The organism is Roseomonas sp. F4 (assembly GCF_053891155.1).
In genome coordinates this window covers 940,748-961,757 of sequence record NZ_JBSSHK010000001.1, presented here as the reverse complement: position 1 = coordinate 961,757, position 21,010 = coordinate 940,748, and the positions used below count along the sequence as shown (strand labels likewise).

Sequence of the window (21,010 nt, the reverse complement as noted above, 5' to 3'; positions counted from 1 at the left end):
TGCCTGGAGAGACGCCCATGCCTGTCGGTTTCCGTATCCTGCCCCGCAGCCGCGCCGTCGCGCCCGCGCTGATCGAGCGCTTCCGCAAATTGCCGGTGGCCAATGTCTCCGACAGCATGTCCCGCATCTTCGCCGCCGGCCCGACCCTGCGGCCGATGCACAAGGGCGGCGTCATGGCCGGCCCGGCCTTCACCGTGCGCACCCGCCCGGGCGACAATCTGATGGTCCATAAGGCGATCGACATCGCCGAGCCGGGTGACATCGTCGTGGTCGATGCCGGTGGCGACCTGACCAATGCCATCATCGGGGAGCTGATGCTGGCCCAGATGGTGCGCCGCAAGCTGGGCGGCATCGTCATCAACGGCGCCATCCGCGACCTCGGCGAGCTGTCGCAGCAGCCCTTCCCCGTCTATGCCGCCGGCGTGACCCATCGCGGCCCCTACAAGGATGGTCCCGGCGAGATCAACGTGCCGATCTCCATGGGCGGGCTGGTGATCGAGCCGGGCGACCTGATCCTGGGTGACGAGGACGGCTTCGTCTCCGTGGCCTACGCCGATGCCGAGAAGGTCTGCGCCGCCACCGAGGCGAAGCACGCCGCCGAGACGAAGCAGATGGCGGAAATCGAGGCCGGCACCATCGATCGCGCCTGGGTGGATGCCACGCTGCGGAAGCTGGGCTGCGAAGGCGTCTGAGCGCGCCCATGGCCCCCGCGGCGGTGCAGGTGCCGGTTCTCGGCCCTGCGGCGCCGCGCGGGCTGTGTACCGATTGCGGCGTCTCCCGCATGGCGGACGCCAAGGCCTGCGGCCGCGCCTGCCAGTTCATCCAGCCGGATTATGCGCGGCTGGAGGCGCAGGTGCATGGAAGGGCGCGCGATCCGGCCCGGCCGGATGAGCTGCATTTCGGCCCCTTCCGCCAGATGCTGCGGGCACGGCTGGCCGCGCCCCGCCCCGGCGCGCAATGGACCGGCATCACCACCCGCCTCGCCGAAAAGCTGCTGGAGGCCGGCGCGGTGGATGCCGTGCTGACCATGGCGCCGGACCCCGAGGACAAATGGCGCCCCGTTCCCGTGCTGGTGACGAAGCCGGAAGGCATGGCGCAGTGCCGTGGCATGCGCATGGGCTACGCGCCCCTGCTGGCCTTGCTGGAGCCCGCCCGCGCCGCCGGCCATAAGCGCCTGGCCATCATCGGCATCCCCTGCCAGGTCTATGCGCTGCGGGCGCTGGAGGCGGAGCTGGGGCTTGAACGGCTCTACGTCATCGGCACGCCCTGTTCCGACAACACCACCACCGAGAATTTTCACCAGTTCCTGGCGCTGCTCGACGCCGATCCGGACAGCATCACCTATCTGGAATTCCGCGCCGATTTCCATGTGGAGTTGCGCTTCGCCGATGGCCGCCTGCGGGAAATTCCTTTCCTGCAATTGCCGATCAGCCAGTTGCCGGGCGATTTCTTCCCCCTCACCTGCCGCAGCTGCGTCGACTACACCAACGTGCTCGCCGATATCACCGTGGGCTACATGGCCGGCGAGGGCGATCAATGGCTGCTGGTGCGCAATGCCCGGGGCGAGGAGCTTCTGGGCCTGCTGGGGGATGAAGTGGTCACCAGGGCCCCCGGCAGCGCCGGCAAGCGCGCCGGCCCCGTGAAGGGCTTCCTCGCCAATACCGAACGCGCCGCCGGCGGCCTGCCTCTGCGGCGCATGCCGAATTTTCTGCGTGGCATCGTCGGCTGGCTGATGCCGCGGATCGGCCCGCGCGGGCTGGAATTCGCCCGGGCACGGGTGGAGATGAAGGCGGTGGAGACGGTGCTGCATCTGCGCCGCCAACTGCCGGCGCGGATGAAGAACATGGTGCCGCCGCATGTCTGGGCGCTGGTCGCGCCCTATGGCATCACGCCGCGTGAGGGCGAAAACGACAAGGGAGAGCAAGGCCATGCGCAAGCACAGGATCGCGGCGATCGGCGGTGACGGCATCGGGCCGGAGGTGGTCCAGGCCGGGCTGCGCGTGCTGGAAGCGGTGGCCCAGGCCGATGCCGGCTTCGCCTTCGAGACCACCAGCTTCGACTGGGGCAGCGATTACTACCGCCGCACCGGCCGCATGATGCCGGCAGACGGCCTCGCCCAGCTCGCCCCCTTCGACGCCATCTTCTTCGGCGCCGTCGGCGACAAGGAAATTCCGGACCACATCACCCTGTGGGATCTGCGGCTGGCGATCTGCCAGGGCTTTGACCAATACGCCAATGTCCGCCCCACCACCCTGCTGCCCGGCATCGTCGGCCCGCTGAAGGATGAGCTGGGCGCGGCCATCGACTGGGTGATCGTGCGCGAGAATTCGGAAGGCGAATATGCCGGCGTCGGTGGCCGCGCCCATCGCGGCCTGCCGCTGGAAGTCGGCATGGATGTCGCCGTGTTCACCCGCGGCGGCGTCGAACGCATCGCCCGCTTCGCCTGCGACCTGGCGATGACCCGGCCGCGTCGGAAGCTGACCGTGGTGACCAAGTCCAACGCCCAGCGCCACGGCCTGGTCCTGTGGGATGAGGTGGTGGCGGGCGTGGTCGCCGACTATCCGGAGCTGACGGTCGACAAGATGCTGGTGGACGCCATGGCGGCCCGCATGGTGGTGAAGCCCGGCAGCGTGGACACGGTGCTGGCGACCAACCTGCATGCCGACATCCTGTCCGACCTCGCCTCCGCCTGCGCCGGCTCGCTCGGCATCGGCGCCACCGCGAACCTCGATCCGTCGCGTAAAAACCCCTCGATGTTCGAGCCGATCCACGGCTCGGCCTTCGACATCGTCGGCAAGGGCATCGCCAATCCGCTGGGGTCGTTCTGGACCGGGGCGATGATGCTGGACCATCTGGGGGAGGCCCCCGCCGCCAAGCGGCTGATGGCGGCCATCGCCGCGGTTACCGCCAAAGGCACGGTCCTGACACCGGACCTCGGCGGCACCGCCACGACGGATCAGGTGACGGAGGCCGTCATCGCGGCGCTGCGCGGCGCCAACGCCTGACGTCAGGCGACGGCCGGCGGCATCTGCGGGCCGGGCGGGGAGATGCTTGGCACCTCCGGAAATTGGCCCGGATAGGGCAGGTCCGGCCCCGGGGTGGGGGTCTGCGGTGCCTCCGGCGGCAGGCCCGGCATGGTGTCGGGCTGCGGGGGCGGAAGCTCGCGCTCCGGGGTTGGCGGATTGACCGGCGGCAGGCCCGGCAGTTCGGGCGGTGGCGCCTTGGGGTCGTCGGACATCTGGTGCTGGGTCATGGCATCTGAACGCGCCACTGAACCGCCCGTTCAATGCGCCTTCGCGGCCGCGTTCCGCTTGCGGGTCGCCGCCGCCTTCCGCGCACTGGCGGAGCGTTCCTCCGGCGTGCGTGCGGCAGCGGCCTTGCCGCCGGCCGCGCCGCCCTTGCGTGCAGACACCTTGGTTTCCGCCTGTCCGCGACCGCTGCCGCTGCGATTGCCGCCGCCGCTTTCCTTGTTGACGGTCGCCCAGGCCCGCGCCTCGGCCTCCGGCTCCTTCACGCCGCGGTCTTCATAGCCCTCGGCGATATGCGCGGCCTTGCGCTTCTGCTTCTCGGTGTAGCTGGATTTGTCGCCACGGGGCATCGGCGGGTCCTCCCGTGCCTCGAACGCGGGATGGGTCGCCACGTTTTTCACTATTTACAATTGTATAAATTGACAAAATACCTCAACAACACGTATTCACCCGCCGTGACCACAAGGGCGTGTGATCCAGACCATGGCTGACCTGCGTCCCCTGAGGCTTTTGCAGCGCAGCAACCCAGGCCATACCCCTGTCCCCATGAGCACCCAGCCCGCCATCGCCCTTTCCGGCCTCCGCAAACGTTTCGCCCAGGGCGGAACGGTGGCACTCGATGATGTCGCGCTGGATGTCGCGCCGGGCGGAATCTTCGGCATCGTCGGCCGCTCGGGCGCTGGCAAATCCACGCTGATCCGCTGCGTGAACCTGCTGGAGCGGCCCGATGCCGGGCGCATCACCGTGCTCGGCCAGGACATGCTGGCGCTGGACGAGGCCGCCCTGCGTGCCGCGCGCCGGCGCATCGGCATGGTCTTCCAGCACTTCAACCTGCACAGCCGCCGGACCGTCGCCGAGAACATCGCCTTCCCGCTGGAGGTCGCCGGCATTTCGCGCGCCGAACGCCAGGCGCGCGTGACCGAGATCCTGCCGCTGGTGGGGCTGGAGGCGAAGCGGGACGCCTATCCGGCCCAGCTCTCCGGCGGCCAGAAGCAGCGGGTCGGCATCGCCCGCGCGCTGGCCTCCCGCCCCGAAATCCTGCTGTGCGACGAAGCGACCAGCGCGCTGGACCCGGAGACGACGCAGGAAATCCTCGCCCTGATCCGCGACCTGCGAGCGCGTCTGGACCTGACGGTGCTGCTCATCACCCATGAGATGGGCGTGGTGAAGGCCATCTGCGACCGCGTGGCGGTGATGGAGGCCGGGCGGATCATCGAGCAGGGCCGCGTCTTCGACGTCTTCACCCGTCCGGAACAGCCCACCACCCGCCGCTTCGTCGCGGAGGTCATCGGCCATTCCGTCCCCGCCGCCACCTTGGCCCGCCTGCCGGCGCCGGGACCCGGGGAGGTGCGGCACCTGGCCCAGGTGGTCTTCGCCGGCCCGGCCAGCACCCGCGCCGTGGTCAGCGAGGCCAGCCGCGACTTCGGCCTCGACATCAACATCGTCTCCGGCCGCGTCGATGAGATCGCCGGCGAGCCCTTCGGCGTCATGGCGCTGGCCGCCTATGGGCCAGAGGACAAGGTCGATGCGGCCTTCGCCTGGATGCGCGGCCTGGGCCTGACCGTTTCAGAGCTGTCGGAGAGCGTGGCATGAGCTGGCTGACCCCCGCCTTGCAGGATCTGCTGATCGAGGCGCTCTGGCAGACGCTGGCGATGGTCAGTGCCTCCGCCGCCATCGCCGTGGTCTTCGGCCTGCCCATCGCCCTGCTGCTGCATGTGACGTCGCCGGAGGGGCTGACGCCGAAACCCTGGCTCAACCGGCCGCTCGGGCTGCTGGTGAATGCGGCGCGTTCCACGCCCTTCATCATCCTGATGGTCGCCATCGTGCCCTTCACCCGGCTGGTCGCCGGCACCTCCATCGGCACCGGCGCCGCCATCGTGCCGCTGGCGCTGGCCGCCACCGCCTTCCTGGCGCGGCTGTTCGAGAATGCGCTGCGGGAGGTGGATAAGGGCGTGATCGAAGCCGCGCGCGCCGTCGGCGCCAGCCGCCTGCAAATCCTCTGGAAGGTGCTGGTGCCGGAAGCCCTGCCGGGGCTGATCGCCGCCACCACCGTCGCCCTGGTCTCGCTGGTCGGCTTTTCCGCCATGGCCGGCGCGGTCGGCGGCGGCGGCCTCGGCGACCTCGGCATCCGCTTCGGCTACCAGCGCTTCATGCCGGAGGTGATGGCCACCGTCGTTCTCATTCTCATCCTGCTGGTGCAGGGGCTGCAATCGCTGGGCGATTGGCTGGTCCGCCGCACCTCGCATCGCTGATGGAGTCCTTCCCGATCATGCTGTCCCGTCGTCTGCTGACCCTTGGCGCCCTCGCCGCCCCGGCCCTGCTGCCCGCTCTGGCCCATGCGCAGGAGCAGATCGGCACCGCCGCCCGGCCGCTGCGCATCGCCGGTACCGCCGGCCCGCATTCCCAGGTGCTCGAAAAGGTGCGTGAGATTGCCGCGCGCGACGGGCTGGTCCTGCGGGTCATCGAATTCCGCGACTATATCCAGCCCAATGCGGCGCTGGCCGCCGGCGACCTGGATGCCAACAGCTACCAGCACCAGCCCTTCCTGGATCAGCAGGTGCATGACCGCGGCCTGCGCATCGTCAGCGTCGGCAAGACGCTGATCTTCCCCATGGGCATCTATTCGAAGCGGCACCGCAGCCTGGCCGATGTGCCGTCGGGCGGGCGCATCGCCATCCCCAACGACCCGACCAATGGCGGCCGCGCCCTGGTGCTGCTGGCGCGCAACGGCGCCTTCAGCCTGCGCGAGGGCGCCGATTTCCGCGCCTCCGTGGCGGATATCGCGGCGAATCCGAAGCGCATCCGCGTCGTCGAGCTGGAAGCCGCGCAGATCCCCCGCGCGCTGGAGGAGTTGGAAGCCGCGGCGATCAACACCAACTTCGCGGTGCCGGCCGGGCTGAACCCGGTGCGGGATTCGATTGCCCGGGAATCGGGCGACAGCCCCTATGCCAATGTCATCGCGGTGCATGAACGCAACCGCGACGCCCCCTGGGTGCGCCGCCTGCTGGCGGCCTACCACAATCAGGAGGTCAAGGATTTCGTCGAGGCGACCTTCCAGGGCGCCGCGGTTCCCGCATTCTGAGGAGGTTTCCCATGCTGCTCCGTCGCTCCCTCCTCGCCCTGCCCGCCTTGCTGCCCTTCGCGGCGCGGGCGCAGGGCGCCGAATTCGGCACCGCCGCGCGGCCGCTGCGCGTCGGCGTCACCCAGGGCGTCCATGCCCAGACCTTCGAGAAGGTGCAGGAATTGCTGGCGCGGGACGGCTTCGTCACCCGCGCCGTGGAATTCGGCGACTTCATCCAGCCGAATGCGGCGCTCGCCGCCGGCGACCTGGACGCCAATGCCTATCAGCACCTGCCCTTCCTGGAGGCCCAGCGGGCCCAGCGCGGCTACGACTTCGTGCCGGTGGGCAAGACGGTGCTGACGCTGATGGGCGTCTTCTCCCGCCGCCATCGCAGCCTGGACGCGCTGCCCAACGGCGCGCGCGTGGCCATCCCGAACGACCCGACCAATGGCGGCCGCGCCCTGCTGCTGCTGGCGCAGAATGGCGCCTTCACGCTGCGCGCGGGCGCGGACCACAGGGCGACGGTGGCGGACATCACCGCCAATCCGAAGCGCATCCGCATCGTGGAGCTGGAGGCCGCCTCCATTGCCCGTTCGCTGGAGGATGTGGATGCCGGCGCCATCACCGGCAATTACGCGGTGCCCGCCGGCCTCAACCCGCTGCGCGACGCCCTGGCGCGGGAGACGGAGCAGAGCGTCTACACCGTTCTGGTGGTGGTGCGCCGTGCCGATGCGGAGAAGCCCTGGGCCAAGCGCCTGGCGGAGGGCTACCGCCATCCGGAACTGCGCGCCTTCGTCGAGGCGACCTTTGGTGGCGCGGTGATCGCCGGTGGCTGAGCGCCGGCGGCTGCATCTGGGCGCTTTCATGCGCCCGGTCAGCATCCACACCGGCGCCTGGCGCTACCCGGGCGCCTGGGCCGATGCGAATTTCAATTTCGAGCGGCTGAAGTACCTGATTCAGAAGCTGGAGGCGGGAAAGTTCGACGCCTTCTTCATGGCCGACCACCTGGCCCTGCTGAACATGCCGATCGAGGCGCTGCGCCGCAGCCATACCGTCACCAGCTTCGACCCGCTGACGCTGCTGCCGGCCCTGGCCGCGGTGACGGAGCGCATCGGGCTGATCGCCACCGCCAGCACCACCTATAACGACGCCTATCACGTCGCCCGTAAATTCGCCTCGCTCGACCATATCTCGAACGGCCGCGCGGGCTGGAACCTGGTGACCACCGCCAACCCCGACGCCGCGCTGAATTTCGGCCAGGACGCCCATATGGCGCATGGAGAGCGCTACAAGCGCGCGCGTGAGTTCTACGATGTCGTGACCGGCCTCTGGGACAGTTTCGCCGACGACGCCTTCATCCGCGACCAGCAGACGGGAATCTTCTGGGACCCGGCGCGGATGCATGTGCTGGACCATAAGGGCCCGGAACTTTCGGTGCGCGGCCCGCTGAACGTGGCCCGCCCGGTGCAGGGCTGGCCGGTGATCGTGCAGGCTGGGGCCTCCGATGCCGGGCGGCAGATCGCGGCGGAGACGGCGGAAATGGTCTTTGCCGCCGGCGGCACGCTTCCGGATGCGCAGGCCTTCTACGCCGATGTGAAGGGCCGCGCCGCCCGCTACGGCCGCGATCCCGAGGGCATCAAGATCCTGCCGGGCGCGCTGGTGGTGGTGGGCGATACGGTGGCGGAGGCGCGCGCCGCGCGCGACCACCTCGACAGCCTGGTGCATTACGACAGCGCCATCGGCTCGCTTTCCATCGCGCTCGGCGTCGATGCCCGCGCCTTCGACCCCGACGGCCCCCTGCCCGAGATCCCTGAGACCGAGGCCAGCAAATCCGGCCGCGAACGCGCCATCAACCTGGCGCGGCGCGAAGGGCTCACGGTGCGGCAATTGGCGCAGCGCCTAGGGGGCTATGCCGGCCTCGCGCTGGTTGGCACGCCCGCCTCCATCGCCGATGAGATGGAGCAGTGGCTGGAGGGTCGCGGCTGCGACGGCTTCAACATCATGTTCCCGCATGTGCCGGCGGGGCTGGATGATTTCGTCGACAAGGTGGTGCCGGAATTGCAGCGCCGCGGCTTGTTCCGCCGCGACTATGAAGGCACCACGCTGCGCGACCACCTGGGCCTCAAGCGGCCCGGGAACCGCTTCTTCCCGTGAGGGACCTCAGCGCGCCGAGCGAATGACCGGCGCGGCACCGGAGGCGCAGTTTTGGCGCATGCTCAGAAGGCGCTGCGCCTCCGCATTGTTGTTGATGCGGCGCTGGATGCCGGCACCCTCCTCCAGCTCCAGATTATAGCCCTCACAGGTATCCGCCGCGGCCCGGCGGCGCTCCATGGGCACCGCATAGGGGGCGATGGTGCCCGAGCCGGCGGACATGGCGCGGAAGGCGGCGGCGGTGCCAGGCTCCGGCGGCCGGCGCACGACCACGACGACAGCGACCACGATAGCCAACAGGCAAAGCGTGCCTGCAACGTAGAACCAATTCTGGCGTCGCATGGTGTGTCCTTTTCGACCCGGCACGACCCTCAAAAGCCGAAGCAATGGCCGCAAGTCAATGGATTCTTAACGAATAACAGCGCCACGAGACGTATCAAATTCCGAGACGTCTCTGGGGGCCGTGGACGGATTCGCCGCAGGCCGGTTCGCGAATGATGTTCCCGCGCCCGAATCCCTATTCCGTCAGCATCGTGGTGGAACTCGCCAGTTGCTGCTCGAGGTCCGGCGCCGAGGCGCGGGACAGCGGCATGACCATGCGACACAGCAGGCCCTCCGCGCGCCATTCGTGACGCAGCCTGCCGCCAAGCTGGCCGGCAATGGTGGCGGCCATCACGCGCAGCCCGAAACAGGACCGGGTCGGCGGGCCGGCAATGGGTGGACCGCCGGATTCCGCCCAGCTCAGCGAGAGCTGGCGCGCCCCCTCATCCAGGGTCCAGGCCAGCCGGACCCGCCCTTCCGGCACCGACAGCGCCCCATGCCGGATCGCATTGGTGGTCAATTCGTGCAGCGCCATGGACAGGGCCTGGGCGGCGGTCGGGGCGATGGTCACCGGGGGCCCTTCCACGGTCACCCTCGGGCCTCCATCAGTGGTTTGGAAAGGCGCCAGCTCCGCCGCCGCCAATTGGCGCAGCTCCACCCCGTCCCATTTGCCCTCGGCCAGAAGCGTATGGGCACGGGCCAGGGCGGCAATGCGGCCCAGCACGGCCGCGGCGAAGGCCTCCGGATCCTCGCGCGGTGTCATCCGTACCGCGGCCTGCACCACCGCTAGGGCGTTCTTGGCGCGGTGATCCAACTCCCGCATCAGAAGGGTCTGGCGATCCTCCGACTCGCGGCGTTCCGTCACGTCCAGCGCCACGCCGAGCATCCGCAGGGCGCGGCCGGTGATCTGGTCGCGCACCACCTCCCCACGCTCGGCGATCCAGCGCAGCGCGCCATCCCCGGCGCGGCGGATGCGGAATTCCGCGGACCAGTGCATCTGGTCGCCGGCGAGCATATGGCGCAGCTGCGTCTCCACCGCCGGGCGGTCGGCCGCCTCGATGGATTGGCGCCAGCCCAGCACGTCGACCGGGCCGAGAGGGTCGGAGCCATAGAGGCGATGGCAGCTTTCTGACCAGTGCACGGCGCCGGTGGCGATCTCCCATTCCCAGGTGCCGACCTGCCCGGCCTCCTGTGCCAGGCGCAGCCTCTCGGCGCTGGCGCGCAGCGCGGCATCCGCCGCACGGCGCTGAATTTCGGCCTGGCGTCGTGCCTCCACATCGCGGGCCGCGACGGTCACGCCACCGCCCTGCGCCGGGTGGATATTGAGCTCGAACCAATGGCCAATCAGGGGCGAACGCGCGCAGAGGTGCATCTCCCGGCCCGAGGCGATGGCCTGGGTGATCGACTCCCAGCTTTGGCTGCCGCTCACCGCGGGGAACAGCTCCAGGAAGCGCTGGCCCAGCACCTGCTCCCGTCGCAGACCCCACATCTCCAGGGCCCGGCGGCTGGCGAAGCGGATCGCGCCCTCCGAATCCAGCGCGTAGAGCATGTCGCCCAGGCTCTCCAGCACCTCCTGCGCGCGCTGCACCGATTCGGCCAGCGCCGCCTCGGCCTGCTTCAGCTCCGTCACATCGACATGGGCGCCCAGCATCCGCAGCGCCCGTCCGGCCTCATCCCGCTCGATCTCCGCCCGCGCCGCGATCCAGCGAATGGCGCCGGTCGGCGTGACGATGCGGTATTCCTGCGCGTAGTCCGTGGCGCTCGATTCTGCCGAGATGGCATCAAGGAAGCGGCGTTCCGCGCGCACCCGATCCTCCGGATGCAGCCGCGCCACCCAGTCCGCATGCTGCTCCTCCGCCGATCGCGCGCCGCGGCCTTGGAGGTCCATGTATTCCGGGGAGCGCAGATTCTGCCCGGTGCGCAGGTCGATCTCGAAGCCGCCGACGCGGCCCACCTGTTGCACGCGGCGCAGCCGTGCCTCGCTGGTGCGCAGCGCGGCCTCCGCCCGGCGGCGGCGCAGCGCCGACCACAGGCGTTCCGCCACCTCCAGCACCAGCGCCACCTCCTGTGGCGTCCAGTCGCGCGGAGTGGGGTGATGCAGGCGGAACAGGGCGGCCAGCTCGCCCTGCTTCAGCAGCGGCACCGTCAGCACCTCCGCCCCCTGCCCCAGCCCCAGGGCGCGGCCCTGCCGCAGCGTGACGAGATCCTCGCCGAAATCCGACAGCGGCCAGGCGCCGAGGAGATTGGGCAGGCGGCCATCGGTCCAGTCGCCCTCGATGCGCCAGGCCGTCTGCTCCGCATCCACCTCGGCGAAGGCGCAGCGCCCCGCCGCCAGATGCCGGCCCAGCGCCTCGGTCGCGCTGCGCAGGAGGGTTTCGGGCGCGTCCAGATCCCGCAGCGCGGCGTCGAGGTCGAGCAGGAAGGCGTCGCGCCGTTCCGCGAGGATGGAGAAGGTGATGTCCGTCGCGGTCAGCAGGACGCCGGCGATGCTGCCATCGGCATCCCGCACCGGCATGGCCAGCAGGTCGAAGAAGCAGGGCCCGGGACATTCCAGCGCGGTCCGCCGCCCGGGCCGCCCGGCCAATGCCGCCTGCACCAGCGGCGCGATCCCGTCCTCACCGGGCCAGAGCAGGCCGCAGGCCGTGCCCTGCGCCGCGCCATGTGGCAGCAGCGGGCCGAAGGCGGCGTTGTGCAAACAGGTGAGTTCGGCGCCCCAGATCAAAGCGGCGGGGCCGGCATGCTCGCGCACGAGATCCAGGAAGCCGCGCAGAATGTCGGACCAGTCGGCCATCGGGCCGAGCGGCGTCGAGGACCAGTCCGGTGCGGCGTGCCGGGTCTCGACTGCCCCGCCGGGTCCGTCCGATCCGGCTGGCAATGGCGCGATGCGGCGCATGGTCGAGTGACAGGCTCCCGCGCGCCAGCCAGGCGCAATGCTACGGCGCGACTCCGACCCGCGCGCCCATATCGGGAAATGTAGCGCCGGACAAACGGGGCGTGGCGTCACAAAGACGGGCACGACCACCCTTTGCCGGTGAGTGAGAGAAGCTTCCCCGGCCAGGGACGCTTCCGATCGACAACGCGGCGGCAGGCATCCGCGTTGCAGCAAACGTCAGATCAGGGCGCGAAGACTCTCCCCGGGGACCGTCAGCGCCTGGCCGCGGCGGCAGAGCCCGGCCGCCGGCGCCATGCTGGACTGGGCGAGCGCGAGGCAGGCGGCGCCGTCCGCGAAGGCCGCATCCGCCGCCGCCGCCACCAGTTCCGCATAAAGGGCGCCATCCCCGGCCCGGAAGGCCGGCCAGGCCCCCGGCACGAGCTTTACTGTCACAACCGCGCCACAACCCGCGAACAGGGCCTTGGTGGGCACCAGCGTGGTTTCCACCGCGCAGAGCACGACCGCCGGGCCAGGCTGGCGCGCCACCGCCCGCGCGAGGGCGGCATCGGCACGATGCACCGGCAGGCCGGACCGGGTGAGGTCGATGGCGGGGCCGAGGGTGGAGCAGGTCAGCAGGATGGCGTGGATGCCGGGCAGGGCCAGGGCGTCGAGCGCCGCAGCCGTGCGGGCGGCGATCTCGGGAGTCAGGCCACCGGCGGATTCGGCTTCCGCCAGAAGGTCCGGGCGGATGCTGTGGTGCAGGCTCAGGCTCGGCGGGCAGGCGGCATCGAACAGGGGCGCGTTGGAGGCGGCGGTGTGGAGGCAGGCGATGTGGCGCATGGCGAGCGATGGAACCCCCACCCGACCAGCCGCTGGCGTTGCGGCAGTGCCGCAACCCCCCGCAACCGCGGGGGGAGCGACGAGCTTGGCTTAGTTCTTGGCCTTGTCGACCAGCTGGTTGGTCTTGATCCAGGGCATCATGCCGCGCAGCTTCTCGCCGACTTCCTCGATCGGGTGTTCGGCCAGGCGGCGGCGGGTGGCCTTGAAGCTGGCCTGGTTCACCTTGTTCTCCAGCATCCAGTCACGGGCGAACTTGCCGGACTGAATGTCCTCCAGGACCTTCTTCATCTCCTTCTTGGTCTCGGAGGTGATGATGCGCGGGCCGGTGACGTATTCGCCGTATTCGGCCGTGTTGCTGATCGAGTAGTTCATGTTGGCGATGCCGCCCTCATAGATGAGGTCGACGATCAGCTTCACCTCGTGCAGGCACTCGAAATAGGCCATCTCGGGGGCATAGCCGGCCTCGACCAGCGTCTCGAAGCCAGCCTTGATGAGCTCGACCAGACCGCCGCAGAGCACAACCTGCTCGCCGAACAGGTCGGTCTCGCATTCCTCCTTGAAGGTTGTCTCGATGACGCCCGAGCGGCCGCCGCCGATGGCGGAGGCGTAGGACAGCGCGATTTCCAGCGCATTGCCCGAGGGGTTCTGGTGCACGGCCACCAGGCAGGGCACGCCGCCGCCCTTCTGGTATTCGCCGCGCACGGTGTGGCCGGGGCCCTTCGGCGCGATCATGAACACGTCGATATCGGCGCGCGGGTCGAGCAGGTTGAAATGCACGTTCAGGCCGTGAGCGAAGGCCAGCGCCGCGCCGGGCTTCAGATTCGCGTGCAGATGGTCGCGGTACAGGTCGCCCTGCAGTTCGTCCGGCGTCAGCACCATGACCACATCGGCCCACTTCGCCGCATCGGCCGGCGTCATCACCTTGAAGCCGGCGGCTTCCGCCTTCTTCCAGGACCCGCCCTGGCGCGCGCCGATGACCACATCGGCCACGCCGCTGTCGCGCATGTTCTGGGCATGGGCATGGCCCTGGCTGCCGAAGCCAATGACCGCGACCTTCTTGGCCTTGATCAGATTCACATCCGCATCGCGGTCATAATACACACGCATCGTCACAGCTTCCTTCGGTTGCCCCGGTTGGGGGCGCTAATGCCCCGTAACGGGGCGGTGATGCACCACTTCGTGGATGAAACCAAGCTTGCGCGCCACCGGCGCGCTGAGCACGAAGGGGTAGAGGTCCGGCGTGCCCATGCAGCGGTTCATCGCATTCATGGCAATGGTCAGCGGTGTCCAGGCATTGAGGATCTCCTCCATGCCGGCCCGGTAGGGGCTGAAATCCAGCTCCGTCTCCAGCACGCCCTGCTTGTCGAGCACCGGGCTGATCTTCATGCCGAAGCTGGTCGCCATCTCCAGGCTGTCCACCATGTGCAGGTAATGGGCGAAGCATTCCGCCCAGTCCTCATGCGGATGCGCCGCGGCATAGGCGGAGATGTAGTCGCCGCGCCAGTCGTCATTCGGCGGCTTGGCGTAATGCGCCTGGAGCGCGGCGGCGTAATCCACGCTCTCATCGCCGAAGATCGCCCGGAACTCCTCGACCCTGCCGGCCTGTTCCACCAGCACGACGTGGTACCAGTGGCCCACCTCATGCCGCATATGGCCGAGCAGGGTGCGGAAGGGCTCGTTCAGCCGGGTGCGCCGCGCCTCCCGCTCCACATCATCGGCCTCCGCGAGCGCGATGGTGATATGGCCGTCCTCATGCCCCGTCATGGTCGGCGGCTGGCCGTCGAGGTCGGCGAGGAAGGAAAAGCGCAGGGCGGAGTCCTGATGCGGCAGGCGCAGCCGGTCCAGCGTGTAGATCAGGCGGCGCTTGGCCATCTCCATCCGCCGCCAGAGCGGCAGGTTCTCCGGCACCGACAGGTCCGGCACCATGGTGTTCAGCCGGCAGGCCGGGCAGTAGTCCTCCGCGTCGTCCTCCGGCAGGAACCAGTTGCAGGCGTCCTGCGCCACATTGGCGCAGGGCTTCCGCGGCGCGCCATCCAGCATCGCCAGCCCATCCGGATCGAAGGCGGACAGCCGCCCGGCCTCCGGCAGGAAGCCCAGCCGGGCGCCGCATTGCTCGCAGGCGGTGTTTTCGAAGTGCAGCAGGTTGCCGCAATTCTGGCAGGCGAAAAGGCGCATGGCGTGGGCTCCGGAAACGGTTCGCCCTGCGAACGGCGTGAAGGCCGGCAAAGTTTCAGACCGTCAGCGCGGAGCTGCCCCGCACGATGGCCACGGCGCCGGTCCGGCTGACCTCCTTCAGCCCGATCGGCCGCATCAGATTGCAGAAGGCATCGATCTTCTCGGCATTGCCGGTCATTTCGAAGACGAAGCTCTCCGTGGTCGCATCCACGACGCGGGCGCGAAAGGCATCCGCCAGGCGCAGCGCCTCCACCCGCTGCTCGCCGGTGCCCACCACCTTGATGAGCGCCAATTCGCGCACGAGGTGCGGCCCGGCCAGGGAAAGGTCGGAGACCTTGTGCACCGGCACGAGCCGGTCGAGCTGCGCCTTGATCTGCTCGATCACCATCTCGGTGCCGGAGGTGACGATGGTGATTCGCGACAGGCGCCGGTCCTCATCCACCGGGGCGACGGTCAGGCTTTCGATATTGTAGCCGCGGCCGGAGAACAGGCCGATGACGCGCGCCAGCACGCCGGCCTCGTTCTCCACCAGCACCGCGATGGTCGCGGAGCGGAAATTTTCCGAATTGTCGGACATGGGTTCAGCAGTTCAGCAGGAGGAAAGGGACGGCGGGGTCGGCGGGCAAAGGTTCAAACGAGAACCTTGCCCTCATCCGTGACGCCGGCGACGCCACCTTCCTGGCCCGGGCCCAAGATCATCTCATTATGCGCGGCACCCGAGGGGATCATCGGGAAGACGTTCTCGTCCTTGGCCACCGCGATATCCGCGATCACCGGCCGGTCGGTCGCCAGCATTTCGCGGATGACGTCATCCAGCTGGCTTTCCTCCGTCGCCCGCAGGCCGACGCCATGGAAGGATTCGGCCAGCTTCACGAAGTCCGGCAGCGCCTCCGAATAGCTTTCGGAATAGCGGCCGCCATGCAGCAGTTCCTGCCACTGGCGCACCATGCCCATGTATTCGTTGTTCAGGATGAACACCTTCACGGGCAGGCGGTACTGGCAGAGGGTCGCCATTTCCTGAATGTTCATCAGAATGCTGGCCTCGCCGGCAATGTCGATAACCAGCGCATCCGGATGCGCGATCTGCACGCCCATCGCCGCCGGCAGGCCGTAGCCCATGGTGCCGAGGCCGCCCGAGGTCATCCAGCGGTTCGGCTTCTCGAACCCGAAATACTGGGCGGCCCACATCTGGTGCTGGCCGACTTCGGTGGTGATGAAGGTCTCGCGGCGGGATTCGCGGGTGATTTCATACAGCCGCTTCACCGCATGCTGCGGCTTGATGATCTTGCCCTGCTGGACGTACTGGAGGCAGTCCTTGCCGCGCCAGATATCGATCTGGCGCCACCAGGCGGCCAGATCCTCGCGCATCGGCGGCTGGCTGTCTTCCTTCCAGACCTGGATCATCGCGGCCAGGATCTGCCCGGCATCGCCGACGATCGGCACCTCCACCTTGACGTTCTTGTTGATGGAGGACGGGTCGATATCGGCGTGGATCTTCTTCGAACCCTGCGAAAAGAACGCCAGGTTGCCGGTCACCCGGTCGTCGAAGCGGGCACCCATGTTCAGCATGACGTCGCAGCCATGCATGACCAGATTGGCCTCATAGGTCCCGTGCATGCCCAGCATGCCGATGAATTGCGGGTCCTGGGACGGGAAAGCGCCCAGGCCCATCAGCGTATTGGTCACCGGGAAGCCGGTCAGATGCGCGAAGTCGGCCAGCAACCGCGACGCCTCCGGCCCCGAATTGATGACGCCGCCGCCGGCATAGATCACCGGGCGCTTCGCCTGCTTCATCATCGCCACGGCCTTGCGCACCTGCACCATGTCCGGGCTGGTGACGGGGCGGTAGGAACGGTGCGGCTGGGCGGCGGGCGGCGCTTCCGTATAGGGCGCCTTGTTGATCAGGATGTCCTTCGGCAGGTCGATCACCACCGGGCCGGGGCGGCCGCTGCGGGCGACGTGGAAGGCCTCATGCACCACCCGCGCCAGATCGGCGCTGCGCTTCACCAGGTAGTTGTGCTTGGTGGCGGGGCGGGTGATGCCGGTGGTGTCGGCTTCCTGGAAGGCGTCATTGCCGATCAGATGCGTCGGCACCTGGCCGGTCAGGCAGACCAGCGGAATGCTGTCCATCAGCGCGTCCAGCAGCCCGGTCACCGCATTGGTGGCGCCAGGGCCGGAGGTGACCAGCACGCAGCCCACCTTGCCGGTGGAGCGCGCATAGCCTTCGGCCGCATGCACCGCGGCCTGTTCATGGCGCACCAGGATGTGGCGGATGGCGTTCTGCTGGAAGATCGCGTCGTAGATCGGCAGGACCGCGCCGCCCGGATAGCCGAAAATGACCTCTACCCCCTGATCCTTCAGCGCCCGAAGGACGACCTCGGCGCCCGACATCGTCAGGGGCTGCGTCGCGGCGTGCTGAGGGGTGGCGGACATGGGGTGGGTGGCTTTCCTGTGATCTGGCGGGTTTGGTCCGCGGCGTTGCCACGGACCCGGTTTCCTTACCCGTGGTGCTGCGGCGCGTCAACGGCCGGATAAACAAACATCCTCAAATCAGCCATAACTCTTTCCGAAAGTTGCGAGAGACCATCGGCGCGCGCATGGATGCTATGCGCGAGCCCCGGGGGCGCCAAAGCATGGTGGCGAAACCAGGTGGCCTGCCGCTTGGTGTATTGCCCGGTATTGAGGATCGCCCGTTCCGAGGCCGCCGCCAGCGTCATCCGCCCCTCCAGATGCGCGATCAGCTCCGGCACGCCATGCGCCCGCATGGCCGGCAAGGCCGGGTCCAGGCGCTGCACCGCCAGCGCCCGCACCTCCTCCAGCGCGCCCTGTTCCAGCATGCCTTGCCAGCGCGCGATGATGGCGGCGCGCAGCGCGTCCCGCGGCGGGTCGAGCAGGATGGCGGCGAAGCGCCAGGGCGCCGGGCCAGTGCCCCCTTCCCTCTGCCAGTCCCGCAGACCACGGCCGGTGCCGGTCACCACCTCATAGGCCCGCGCCAGGCGCTGGCTGTCGGAGGGGCGCAGTGTCGCCGCCGTTTCCGGGTCCAGCCCGGCGAGGCGGGCATGCAGCGCGGCCGGCCCCTCCTCCGCCAGCAACCGCCGCGCCTCCGCCCGCGCCGCTTCCGGCACTGGGGGAATCGCGGACAGGCCCTCGGTGAGCGAGAGGAAATACAGGCCCGTGCCGCCGCATAGGATCGGCACCCGCCCCGCCGCGCGGGCCTCCGCCATCGCGGCCAGCGCGGCGCATCGCCACCAGGCGACGGTGCCGGCCTCCCCTGGCGGGCGTACGCCATAGAGAAGATGTGGCACGCGCGCCTCCTCGGCCGGCGTCGGCCGCGCGGTCAGCACCCGCAGCCCGGCATAGACCTGCATGGAATCGGCATTGATGACCGCCCCGCCCAGGCTTTCGGCCAGCGCCAGGGCCAGGGCGCTCTTGCCGCTGGCGGTCGGACCCGCGACCAGGATCGCGGGCGGTTGTGCTGGCGTCATCGCAATGGCACAGGGCGCGGGCCATGCCCCATATCCTGACCCTGGTCGCCGCCCCCGGCGCCCTCGACCCAGCCCTGGTTTCCCGTTGCCGCGCCGCGCTGACGGCGCTCGGCGCCAACCCCGGCGCGCCGGACTGGCTGGCGGAGGCGGAGGCAGTGGACCTGCCCTTCGAGAACGCCCCGGCCGAGCTCGCCGCCGCCGCCGCCCGCACGGCGCTGGAGGGTGCGCCAGTGGATGCCATCGCCAGCCCGGCGGAGGGCCGCCGCAAGAAGCTGCTGGTCGCCGACATGGACAGCACCATCGTCACCTCCGAGACGCTGGACGAGATCGCCGCCTATGCCGGGCTGAAGGAGCAGATCGCCGCCATCACCGCGCGGTCGATGAATGGCGAGTTGGACTTCGCCCAGGCCCTGCACGCCCGCGTTGCCATGCTGGCCGGCCTGTCCGTCGATGCGTTGGAGGCGACCTGGGCCACCACGGAGATCATGCCCGGTGCCGCGACCCTGGTGGCCACCATGCGGGCCGATGGCGCGGTGTGCTGCCTCGCCTCCGGCGGCTTCACCTTCTTCACCGGGCGGGTCGCCCAAAAACTCGGCTTCGATCACCACGTCTCCAACACCCTGCTGATCGAGGGCGGCAAGCTGACCGGCAAGGTGGCCGAGCCGGTCTTCGACCGCAACGCCAAGCTCGCCACATTGACCCGGCTGGCCACTGAGAACGGCCTGCCGATGGCCGCGACCCTGGCGGTGGGCGACGGCGCCAACGACCTCGACATGATCGGCGCGGCGGGGCTCGGCGTGGCCTATCGCGCCAAGCCGATCGTCGCGGCGGCGGCGCGGGCGCGGGTGGACCATACGGACCTGCTGGCGCTGCTTTATGCGCAGGGCTTTCGGCGGGCAGAGTTCAGGGTGGGCTGATCCGCCCAGAAAAAAGCCCCCTTCCCGATCCGGGAAGAGGGCCTTTTCCAAGCCTCGTCAGTCCAGCCCAATCACCCCGGGCTGCCGCGCGGGGCGGCGAGGCGCAGCGGGACCCAACGCTGGCCCTGGGCGCTTTCGATCAGCAGCAGGGCGGTGGCGCGGCCCTGGCGGCGCAGCGTCTCCAGCCGCGCCTGCACCTCGGCCGGCGTGTTCACCCTCTCCTGCTGCACTTCCACGATCACATCGCCCGGGCGCAGTTCGCGCTCGGCGGCGGGGCTGCCGGGGGCGACCTCGGTGATGACGACGCCGCGGCTCTCGGGGCGCAGGCTGAAACGCTCCCGCGCCTCCGGCGTGATCGGGCCGATCTTCAGGCCAAGGCCCGCCAGTTCCAGCGTCTGCGGCGGGGCTTCGGGCGTCGGGGTCGGCGCCCCGGGCTGGCCCGCTTCGGCGGGAAGCTCGGCGATGGTGATGTTCAGCGTCACCTCCCGACCATCGCGCCAGACCACAACGGGCACCTGGCTGCCGACGGCGGTATCCGCCACGATCCGCGGCAGGTTGCGCATCTCCCGCACCTCCTGCCCGTTGAAGCGCAGGATCACGTCGCCGGCCTGGACGCCGCCGGTGGCCGCCGGCCCATCCTCCTGCGCGCGGGCCACCAGGGCGCCACGGGTGCCACCCTGCAGGCCCAGGCTCTCCGCGATCTCATCCGTCACCTGCTGGATGTTCACGCCGAGCCAGCCGCGCCGCACCCGGCCGCCATCACGAAGCTGGCCGGCGATGTTGCGGGCGAGGTTGGAGGGGATGGAGAAGCCGATGCCGATCGAGCCGCCGGAGGGCGAGTAGATCGCGGTGTTGATGCCGATGACCTCACCCGCCAGGTTGAACAGCGGGCCACCCGAATTGCCGCGATTGATGGCGGCATCCGTCTGGATGAAGTCGTCATACTGGCCCTGGCGGATGTCGCGACCGCGGGCAGAGACGATGCCGGCGGTGACCGATCCGCCCAGGCCGAAGGGGTTGCCGATGGCCAGCACCCAGTCGCCGACCAGCGCGGTGTCGCTGTCGCCGAAGCTGACGAAGGGCAAGGGCCGCTCCGGCCGCACCCGCAGCACGGCCACGTCGGTGCGCGGATCGGCGCCCACCAGCTCGGCACGCAGCGTGGTGTTGTCGGACATCACCACATTGATCTCATCCGCGCCCTCGATGACGTGGTTGTTCGTCACGATGATGCCGGAGGCGTCGATGATGAAGCCGGAGCCGAGCGACTGGCCACGCCGCGTCGGCGGCTGCGGCCGGTTGGGCTGCTGACCGCCGGGGGGGCGGTTGCGCTCCAGGAAGTCGCGGAAGAATTCCTCGAAGGGGCTGCCGGGCGGGGCCTGGGGCACATCCGGCGCGCCGGGGCGGCGCTGCGCCTGGGCCTGGGCCGCGGCCTGGCTGGTCTGGATATTGACCACCGCCGGCAGCAGGCGCTGGGCCAGCGGGGCGAAGGTCATCGGTGCGCCCGGCGGCGGGATCTGCGCGAGGGCAGGCGCCGGCGCGGCGAGCGGCGCGGCCAGCGCCGCGACGAGAAGCAGGGGTGCGAAGCGCAAGGGTGGCGACCTTCTTCCGAATGGACTCGATATCAGGGCCGGAGCCCAGGCAGCGTGTGACATGACATTGGCACGGAAGAGATGAATCGGAAGCCCGGCATGGCATGAGGACGCCGTTACCCGCCCGAGACTGGCCATGTCAGACCGGCCATTTCAGATCAGCACGATGATCCAGGCGGCCAGAACGCCTGCCGTCGCCGCCGCCAGCCCGATCTGCGGGACCCGCTGGTCCGGCAAGGTCAGAAGGCTGGCGATCATCCGCTTCATGGCGGCGGGGAAAAGGCCGTAGCAGAGCCCCTCCACCGCCAGCATCACGGCCACCCCCGCCAGGACGTGGCGGAAGTCCAGCAT

General features: G+C 69.4%; 21 protein-coding genes. 9 read left to right on the top strand and 12 right to left on the bottom strand.

Annotated features, from left to right (window positions below):
- The first annotated feature begins 17 nt into the window (after positions 1-17).
- The 3 genes from ACVFYP_RS04595 to ACVFYP_RS04585 are packed head-to-tail and all read left to right on the top strand — an operon-like array spanning position 18 to position 3,005.
- Entirely contained in the window at positions 18-692 is a 675-nt protein-coding gene (locus ACVFYP_RS04595) for an RraA family protein (RefSeq protein ID WP_499198941.1), read from the top strand.
- Between the two features lie 8 nt (positions 693-700).
- Positions 701-1,963: a Coenzyme F420 hydrogenase/dehydrogenase, beta subunit C-terminal domain gene (locus ACVFYP_RS04590; protein ID WP_499198940.1), complete on the top strand. Its 1,263-nt coding sequence runs from the start codon at positions 701-703 to the stop codon at positions 1,961-1,963.
- Positions 1,929-3,005, top strand: coding sequence for a tartrate dehydrogenase (locus tag ACVFYP_RS04585; protein WP_499198939.1), 1,077 nt, complete (start codon positions 1,929-1,931; stop codon positions 3,003-3,005). Before ACVFYP_RS04590 ends, ACVFYP_RS04585 begins: the two co-directional genes overlap by 35 nt.
- 2 nt (positions 3,006-3,007) lie before the next feature.
- Here ACVFYP_RS04585 and ACVFYP_RS04580 read toward each other — a convergent pair whose 3' ends face one another.
- Both ACVFYP_RS04580 and ACVFYP_RS04575 read right to left on the bottom strand, forming a co-directional pair.
- Positions 3,008-3,238: a hypothetical protein gene (locus tag ACVFYP_RS04580; protein ID WP_499198938.1), complete on the bottom strand. Its 231-nt coding sequence runs from the start codon at positions 3,236-3,238 to the stop codon at positions 3,008-3,010.
- 45 nt (positions 3,239-3,283) lie between these two features.
- Positions 3,284-3,598 carry a plasmid stabilization protein gene (locus ACVFYP_RS04575; protein ID WP_499198937.1) on the bottom strand — a complete coding sequence of 105 codons (315 nt, stop codon included), beginning with the start codon at positions 3,596-3,598 and terminating at the stop codon, positions 3,284-3,286.
- A 196-nt stretch (positions 3,599-3,794) separates the two neighbouring features.
- Between ACVFYP_RS04575 and ACVFYP_RS04570 the strand changes: the two genes are divergently transcribed.
- Genes ACVFYP_RS04570 through ACVFYP_RS04550 form a run of 5 tightly spaced genes read left to right on the top strand, consistent with a single transcriptional unit; the run spans position 3,795 to position 8,463 of the window.
- The gene (locus ACVFYP_RS04570) at positions 3,795-4,841 is read left to right on the top strand and encodes a methionine ABC transporter ATP-binding protein (RefSeq protein WP_499198936.1); all 1,047 of its coding nucleotides are present in this window, start codon (positions 3,795-3,797) and stop codon (positions 4,839-4,841) included.
- Positions 4,842-4,846: 5 nt separating this feature from the next.
- On the top strand, positions 4,847-5,500 hold the full coding sequence (locus tag ACVFYP_RS04565) for a methionine ABC transporter permease (protein WP_499199540.1): 654 nt from the start codon (positions 4,847-4,849) through the stop codon (positions 5,498-5,500).
- A 17-nt stretch (positions 5,501-5,517) separates the two neighbouring features.
- On the top strand, positions 5,518-6,330 hold the full coding sequence (locus ACVFYP_RS04560; protein WP_499198935.1) for a MetQ/NlpA family ABC transporter substrate-binding protein: 813 nt from the start codon (positions 5,518-5,520) through the stop codon (positions 6,328-6,330).
- A gap of 11 nt (positions 6,331-6,341) precedes the next feature.
- Positions 6,342-7,145: a MetQ/NlpA family ABC transporter substrate-binding protein gene (locus ACVFYP_RS04555; RefSeq protein ID WP_499198934.1), complete on the top strand. Its 804-nt coding sequence runs from the start codon at positions 6,342-6,344 to the stop codon at positions 7,143-7,145.
- Positions 7,138-8,463, top strand: a complete 1,326-nt coding sequence (locus ACVFYP_RS04550) for an LLM class flavin-dependent oxidoreductase (protein WP_499198933.1) — start codon at positions 7,138-7,140, stop codon at positions 8,461-8,463. The genes ACVFYP_RS04555 and ACVFYP_RS04550 overlap by 8 nt, the downstream gene beginning before the upstream one ends.
- Positions 8,464-8,469: 6 nt before the next feature.
- On the opposite strand, the gene ACVFYP_RS04545 is transcribed toward ACVFYP_RS04550, so the two are convergent.
- From ACVFYP_RS04545 to miaA, 8 genes are all read right to left on the bottom strand, one after another.
- Positions 8,470-8,802, bottom strand: coding sequence for a hypothetical protein (locus tag ACVFYP_RS04545; protein WP_499198932.1), 333 nt, complete (start codon positions 8,800-8,802; stop codon positions 8,470-8,472).
- Between the two features lie 175 nt (positions 8,803-8,977).
- Positions 8,978-11,674: a PAS domain-containing protein gene (locus ACVFYP_RS04540; RefSeq protein ID WP_499198931.1), complete on the bottom strand. Its 2,697-nt coding sequence runs from the start codon at positions 11,672-11,674 to the stop codon at positions 8,978-8,980.
- A gap of 216 nt (positions 11,675-11,890) precedes the next feature.
- The gene (locus ACVFYP_RS04535) at positions 11,891-12,493 is read right to left on the bottom strand and encodes a hypothetical protein (RefSeq protein ID WP_499198930.1); all 603 of its coding nucleotides are present in this window, start codon (positions 12,491-12,493) and stop codon (positions 11,891-11,893) included.
- Positions 12,494-12,583: 90 nt separating this feature from the next.
- Complete coding sequence (gene ilvC / locus ACVFYP_RS04530) at positions 12,584-13,600, bottom strand: ketol-acid reductoisomerase (protein WP_499198929.1); 1,017 nt, start codon at positions 13,598-13,600, stop codon at positions 12,584-12,586.
- Positions 13,601-13,636: 36 nt separating this feature from the next.
- Complete coding sequence (locus tag ACVFYP_RS04525; protein ID WP_499198928.1) at positions 13,637-14,668, bottom strand: zinc-binding metallopeptidase family protein; 1,032 nt, start codon at positions 14,666-14,668, stop codon at positions 13,637-13,639.
- Between the two features lie 55 nt (positions 14,669-14,723).
- On the bottom strand, positions 14,724-15,245 hold the full coding sequence (gene ilvN, locus ACVFYP_RS04520; RefSeq protein WP_499198927.1) for an acetolactate synthase small subunit: 522 nt from the start codon (positions 15,243-15,245) through the stop codon (positions 14,724-14,726).
- A gap of 53 nt (positions 15,246-15,298) precedes the next feature.
- On the bottom strand, positions 15,299-17,101 hold the full coding sequence (locus ACVFYP_RS04515) for an acetolactate synthase 3 large subunit (protein WP_499198926.1): 1,803 nt from the start codon (positions 17,099-17,101) through the stop codon (positions 15,299-15,301).
- 65 nt (positions 17,102-17,166) lie between these two features.
- Entirely contained in the window at positions 17,167-18,153 is a 987-nt protein-coding gene (gene miaA / locus ACVFYP_RS04510) for a tRNA (adenosine(37)-N6)-dimethylallyltransferase MiaA (protein ID WP_499198925.1), read from the bottom strand.
- A gap of 23 nt (positions 18,154-18,176) precedes the next feature.
- Between miaA and serB the strand changes: the two genes are divergently transcribed.
- The gene (gene serB / locus ACVFYP_RS04505) at positions 18,177-19,070 is read left to right on the top strand and encodes a phosphoserine phosphatase SerB (RefSeq protein ID WP_499198924.1); all 894 of its coding nucleotides are present in this window, start codon (positions 18,177-18,179) and stop codon (positions 19,068-19,070) included.
- A 71-nt stretch (positions 19,071-19,141) separates the two neighbouring features.
- Here serB and ACVFYP_RS04500 read toward each other — a convergent pair whose 3' ends face one another.
- Positions 19,142-20,659, bottom strand: a complete 1,518-nt coding sequence (locus ACVFYP_RS04500) for a DegQ family serine endoprotease (protein WP_499198923.1) — start codon at positions 20,657-20,659, stop codon at positions 19,142-19,144.
- Positions 20,660-20,812: 153 nt separating this feature from the next.
- A complete protein-coding gene (locus ACVFYP_RS04495; RefSeq protein ID WP_499198922.1) occupies positions 20,813-21,010 on the bottom strand; it encodes a DUF2065 family protein in 198 nt (65 codons plus the stop codon).

What these genes read in the sequence shown, in the direction of transcription:
- ACVFYP_RS04585 (WP_499198939.1), top strand. Translation starts at nt 1,929, where the DNA reads ATGCGCAAGCACAGGATCGCGGCGATCGGCGGTGACGGCATCGGGCCG.
- ACVFYP_RS04540 (WP_499198931.1), bottom strand. Translation starts at nt 11,674, where the DNA reads ATGCGCCGCATCGCGCCATTGCCAGCCGGATCGGACGGACCCGGCGGG.
- ACVFYP_RS04535 (WP_499198930.1), bottom strand. Translation starts at nt 12,493, where the DNA reads ATGCGCCACATCGCCTGCCTCCACACCGCCGCCTCCAACGCGCCCCTG.
- ACVFYP_RS04570 (WP_499198936.1), top strand. Translation starts at nt 3,795, where the DNA reads ATGAGCACCCAGCCCGCCATCGCCCTTTCCGGCCTCCGCAAACGTTTC.
- ACVFYP_RS04515 (WP_499198926.1), bottom strand. Translation starts at nt 17,101, where the DNA reads ATGTCCGCCACCCCTCAGCACGCCGCGACGCAGCCCCTGACGATGTCG.
- ilvC (WP_499198929.1), bottom strand. Translation starts at nt 13,600, where the DNA reads ATGCGTGTGTATTATGACCGCGATGCGGATGTGAATCTGATCAAGGCC.
- ACVFYP_RS04525 (WP_499198928.1), bottom strand. Translation starts at nt 14,668, where the DNA reads ATGCGCCTTTTCGCCTGCCAGAATTGCGGCAACCTGCTGCACTTCGAA.
- miaA (WP_499198925.1), bottom strand. Translation starts at nt 18,153, where the DNA reads ATGACGCCAGCACAACCGCCCGCGATCCTGGTCGCGGGTCCGACCGCC.
- ACVFYP_RS04545 (WP_499198932.1), bottom strand. Translation starts at nt 8,802, where the DNA reads ATGCGACGCCAGAATTGGTTCTACGTTGCAGGCACGCTTTGCCTGTTG.
- ilvN (WP_499198927.1), bottom strand. Translation starts at nt 15,245, where the DNA reads ATGTCCGACAATTCGGAAAATTTCCGCTCCGCGACCATCGCGGTGCTG.
- ACVFYP_RS04560 (WP_499198935.1), top strand. Translation starts at nt 5,518, where the DNA reads ATGCTGTCCCGTCGTCTGCTGACCCTTGGCGCCCTCGCCGCCCCGGCC.
- serB (WP_499198924.1), top strand. Translation starts at nt 18,177, where the DNA reads ATGCCCCATATCCTGACCCTGGTCGCCGCCCCCGGCGCCCTCGACCCA.
- ACVFYP_RS04575 (WP_499198937.1), bottom strand. Translation starts at nt 3,598, where the DNA reads ATGCCCCGTGGCGACAAATCCAGCTACACCGAGAAGCAGAAGCGCAAG.
- ACVFYP_RS04590 (WP_499198940.1), top strand. Translation starts at nt 701, where the DNA reads ATGGCCCCCGCGGCGGTGCAGGTGCCGGTTCTCGGCCCTGCGGCGCCG.
- ACVFYP_RS04555 (WP_499198934.1), top strand. Translation starts at nt 6,342, where the DNA reads ATGCTGCTCCGTCGCTCCCTCCTCGCCCTGCCCGCCTTGCTGCCCTTC.
- ACVFYP_RS04495 (WP_499198922.1), bottom strand. Translation starts at nt 21,010, where the DNA reads ATGCTGGACTTCCGCCACGTCCTGGCGGGGGTGGCCGTGATGCTGGCG.
- ACVFYP_RS04595 (WP_499198941.1), top strand. Translation starts at nt 18, where the DNA reads ATGCCTGTCGGTTTCCGTATCCTGCCCCGCAGCCGCGCCGTCGCGCCC.
- ACVFYP_RS04580 (WP_499198938.1), bottom strand. Translation starts at nt 3,238, where the DNA reads ATGTCCGACGACCCCAAGGCGCCACCGCCCGAACTGCCGGGCCTGCCG.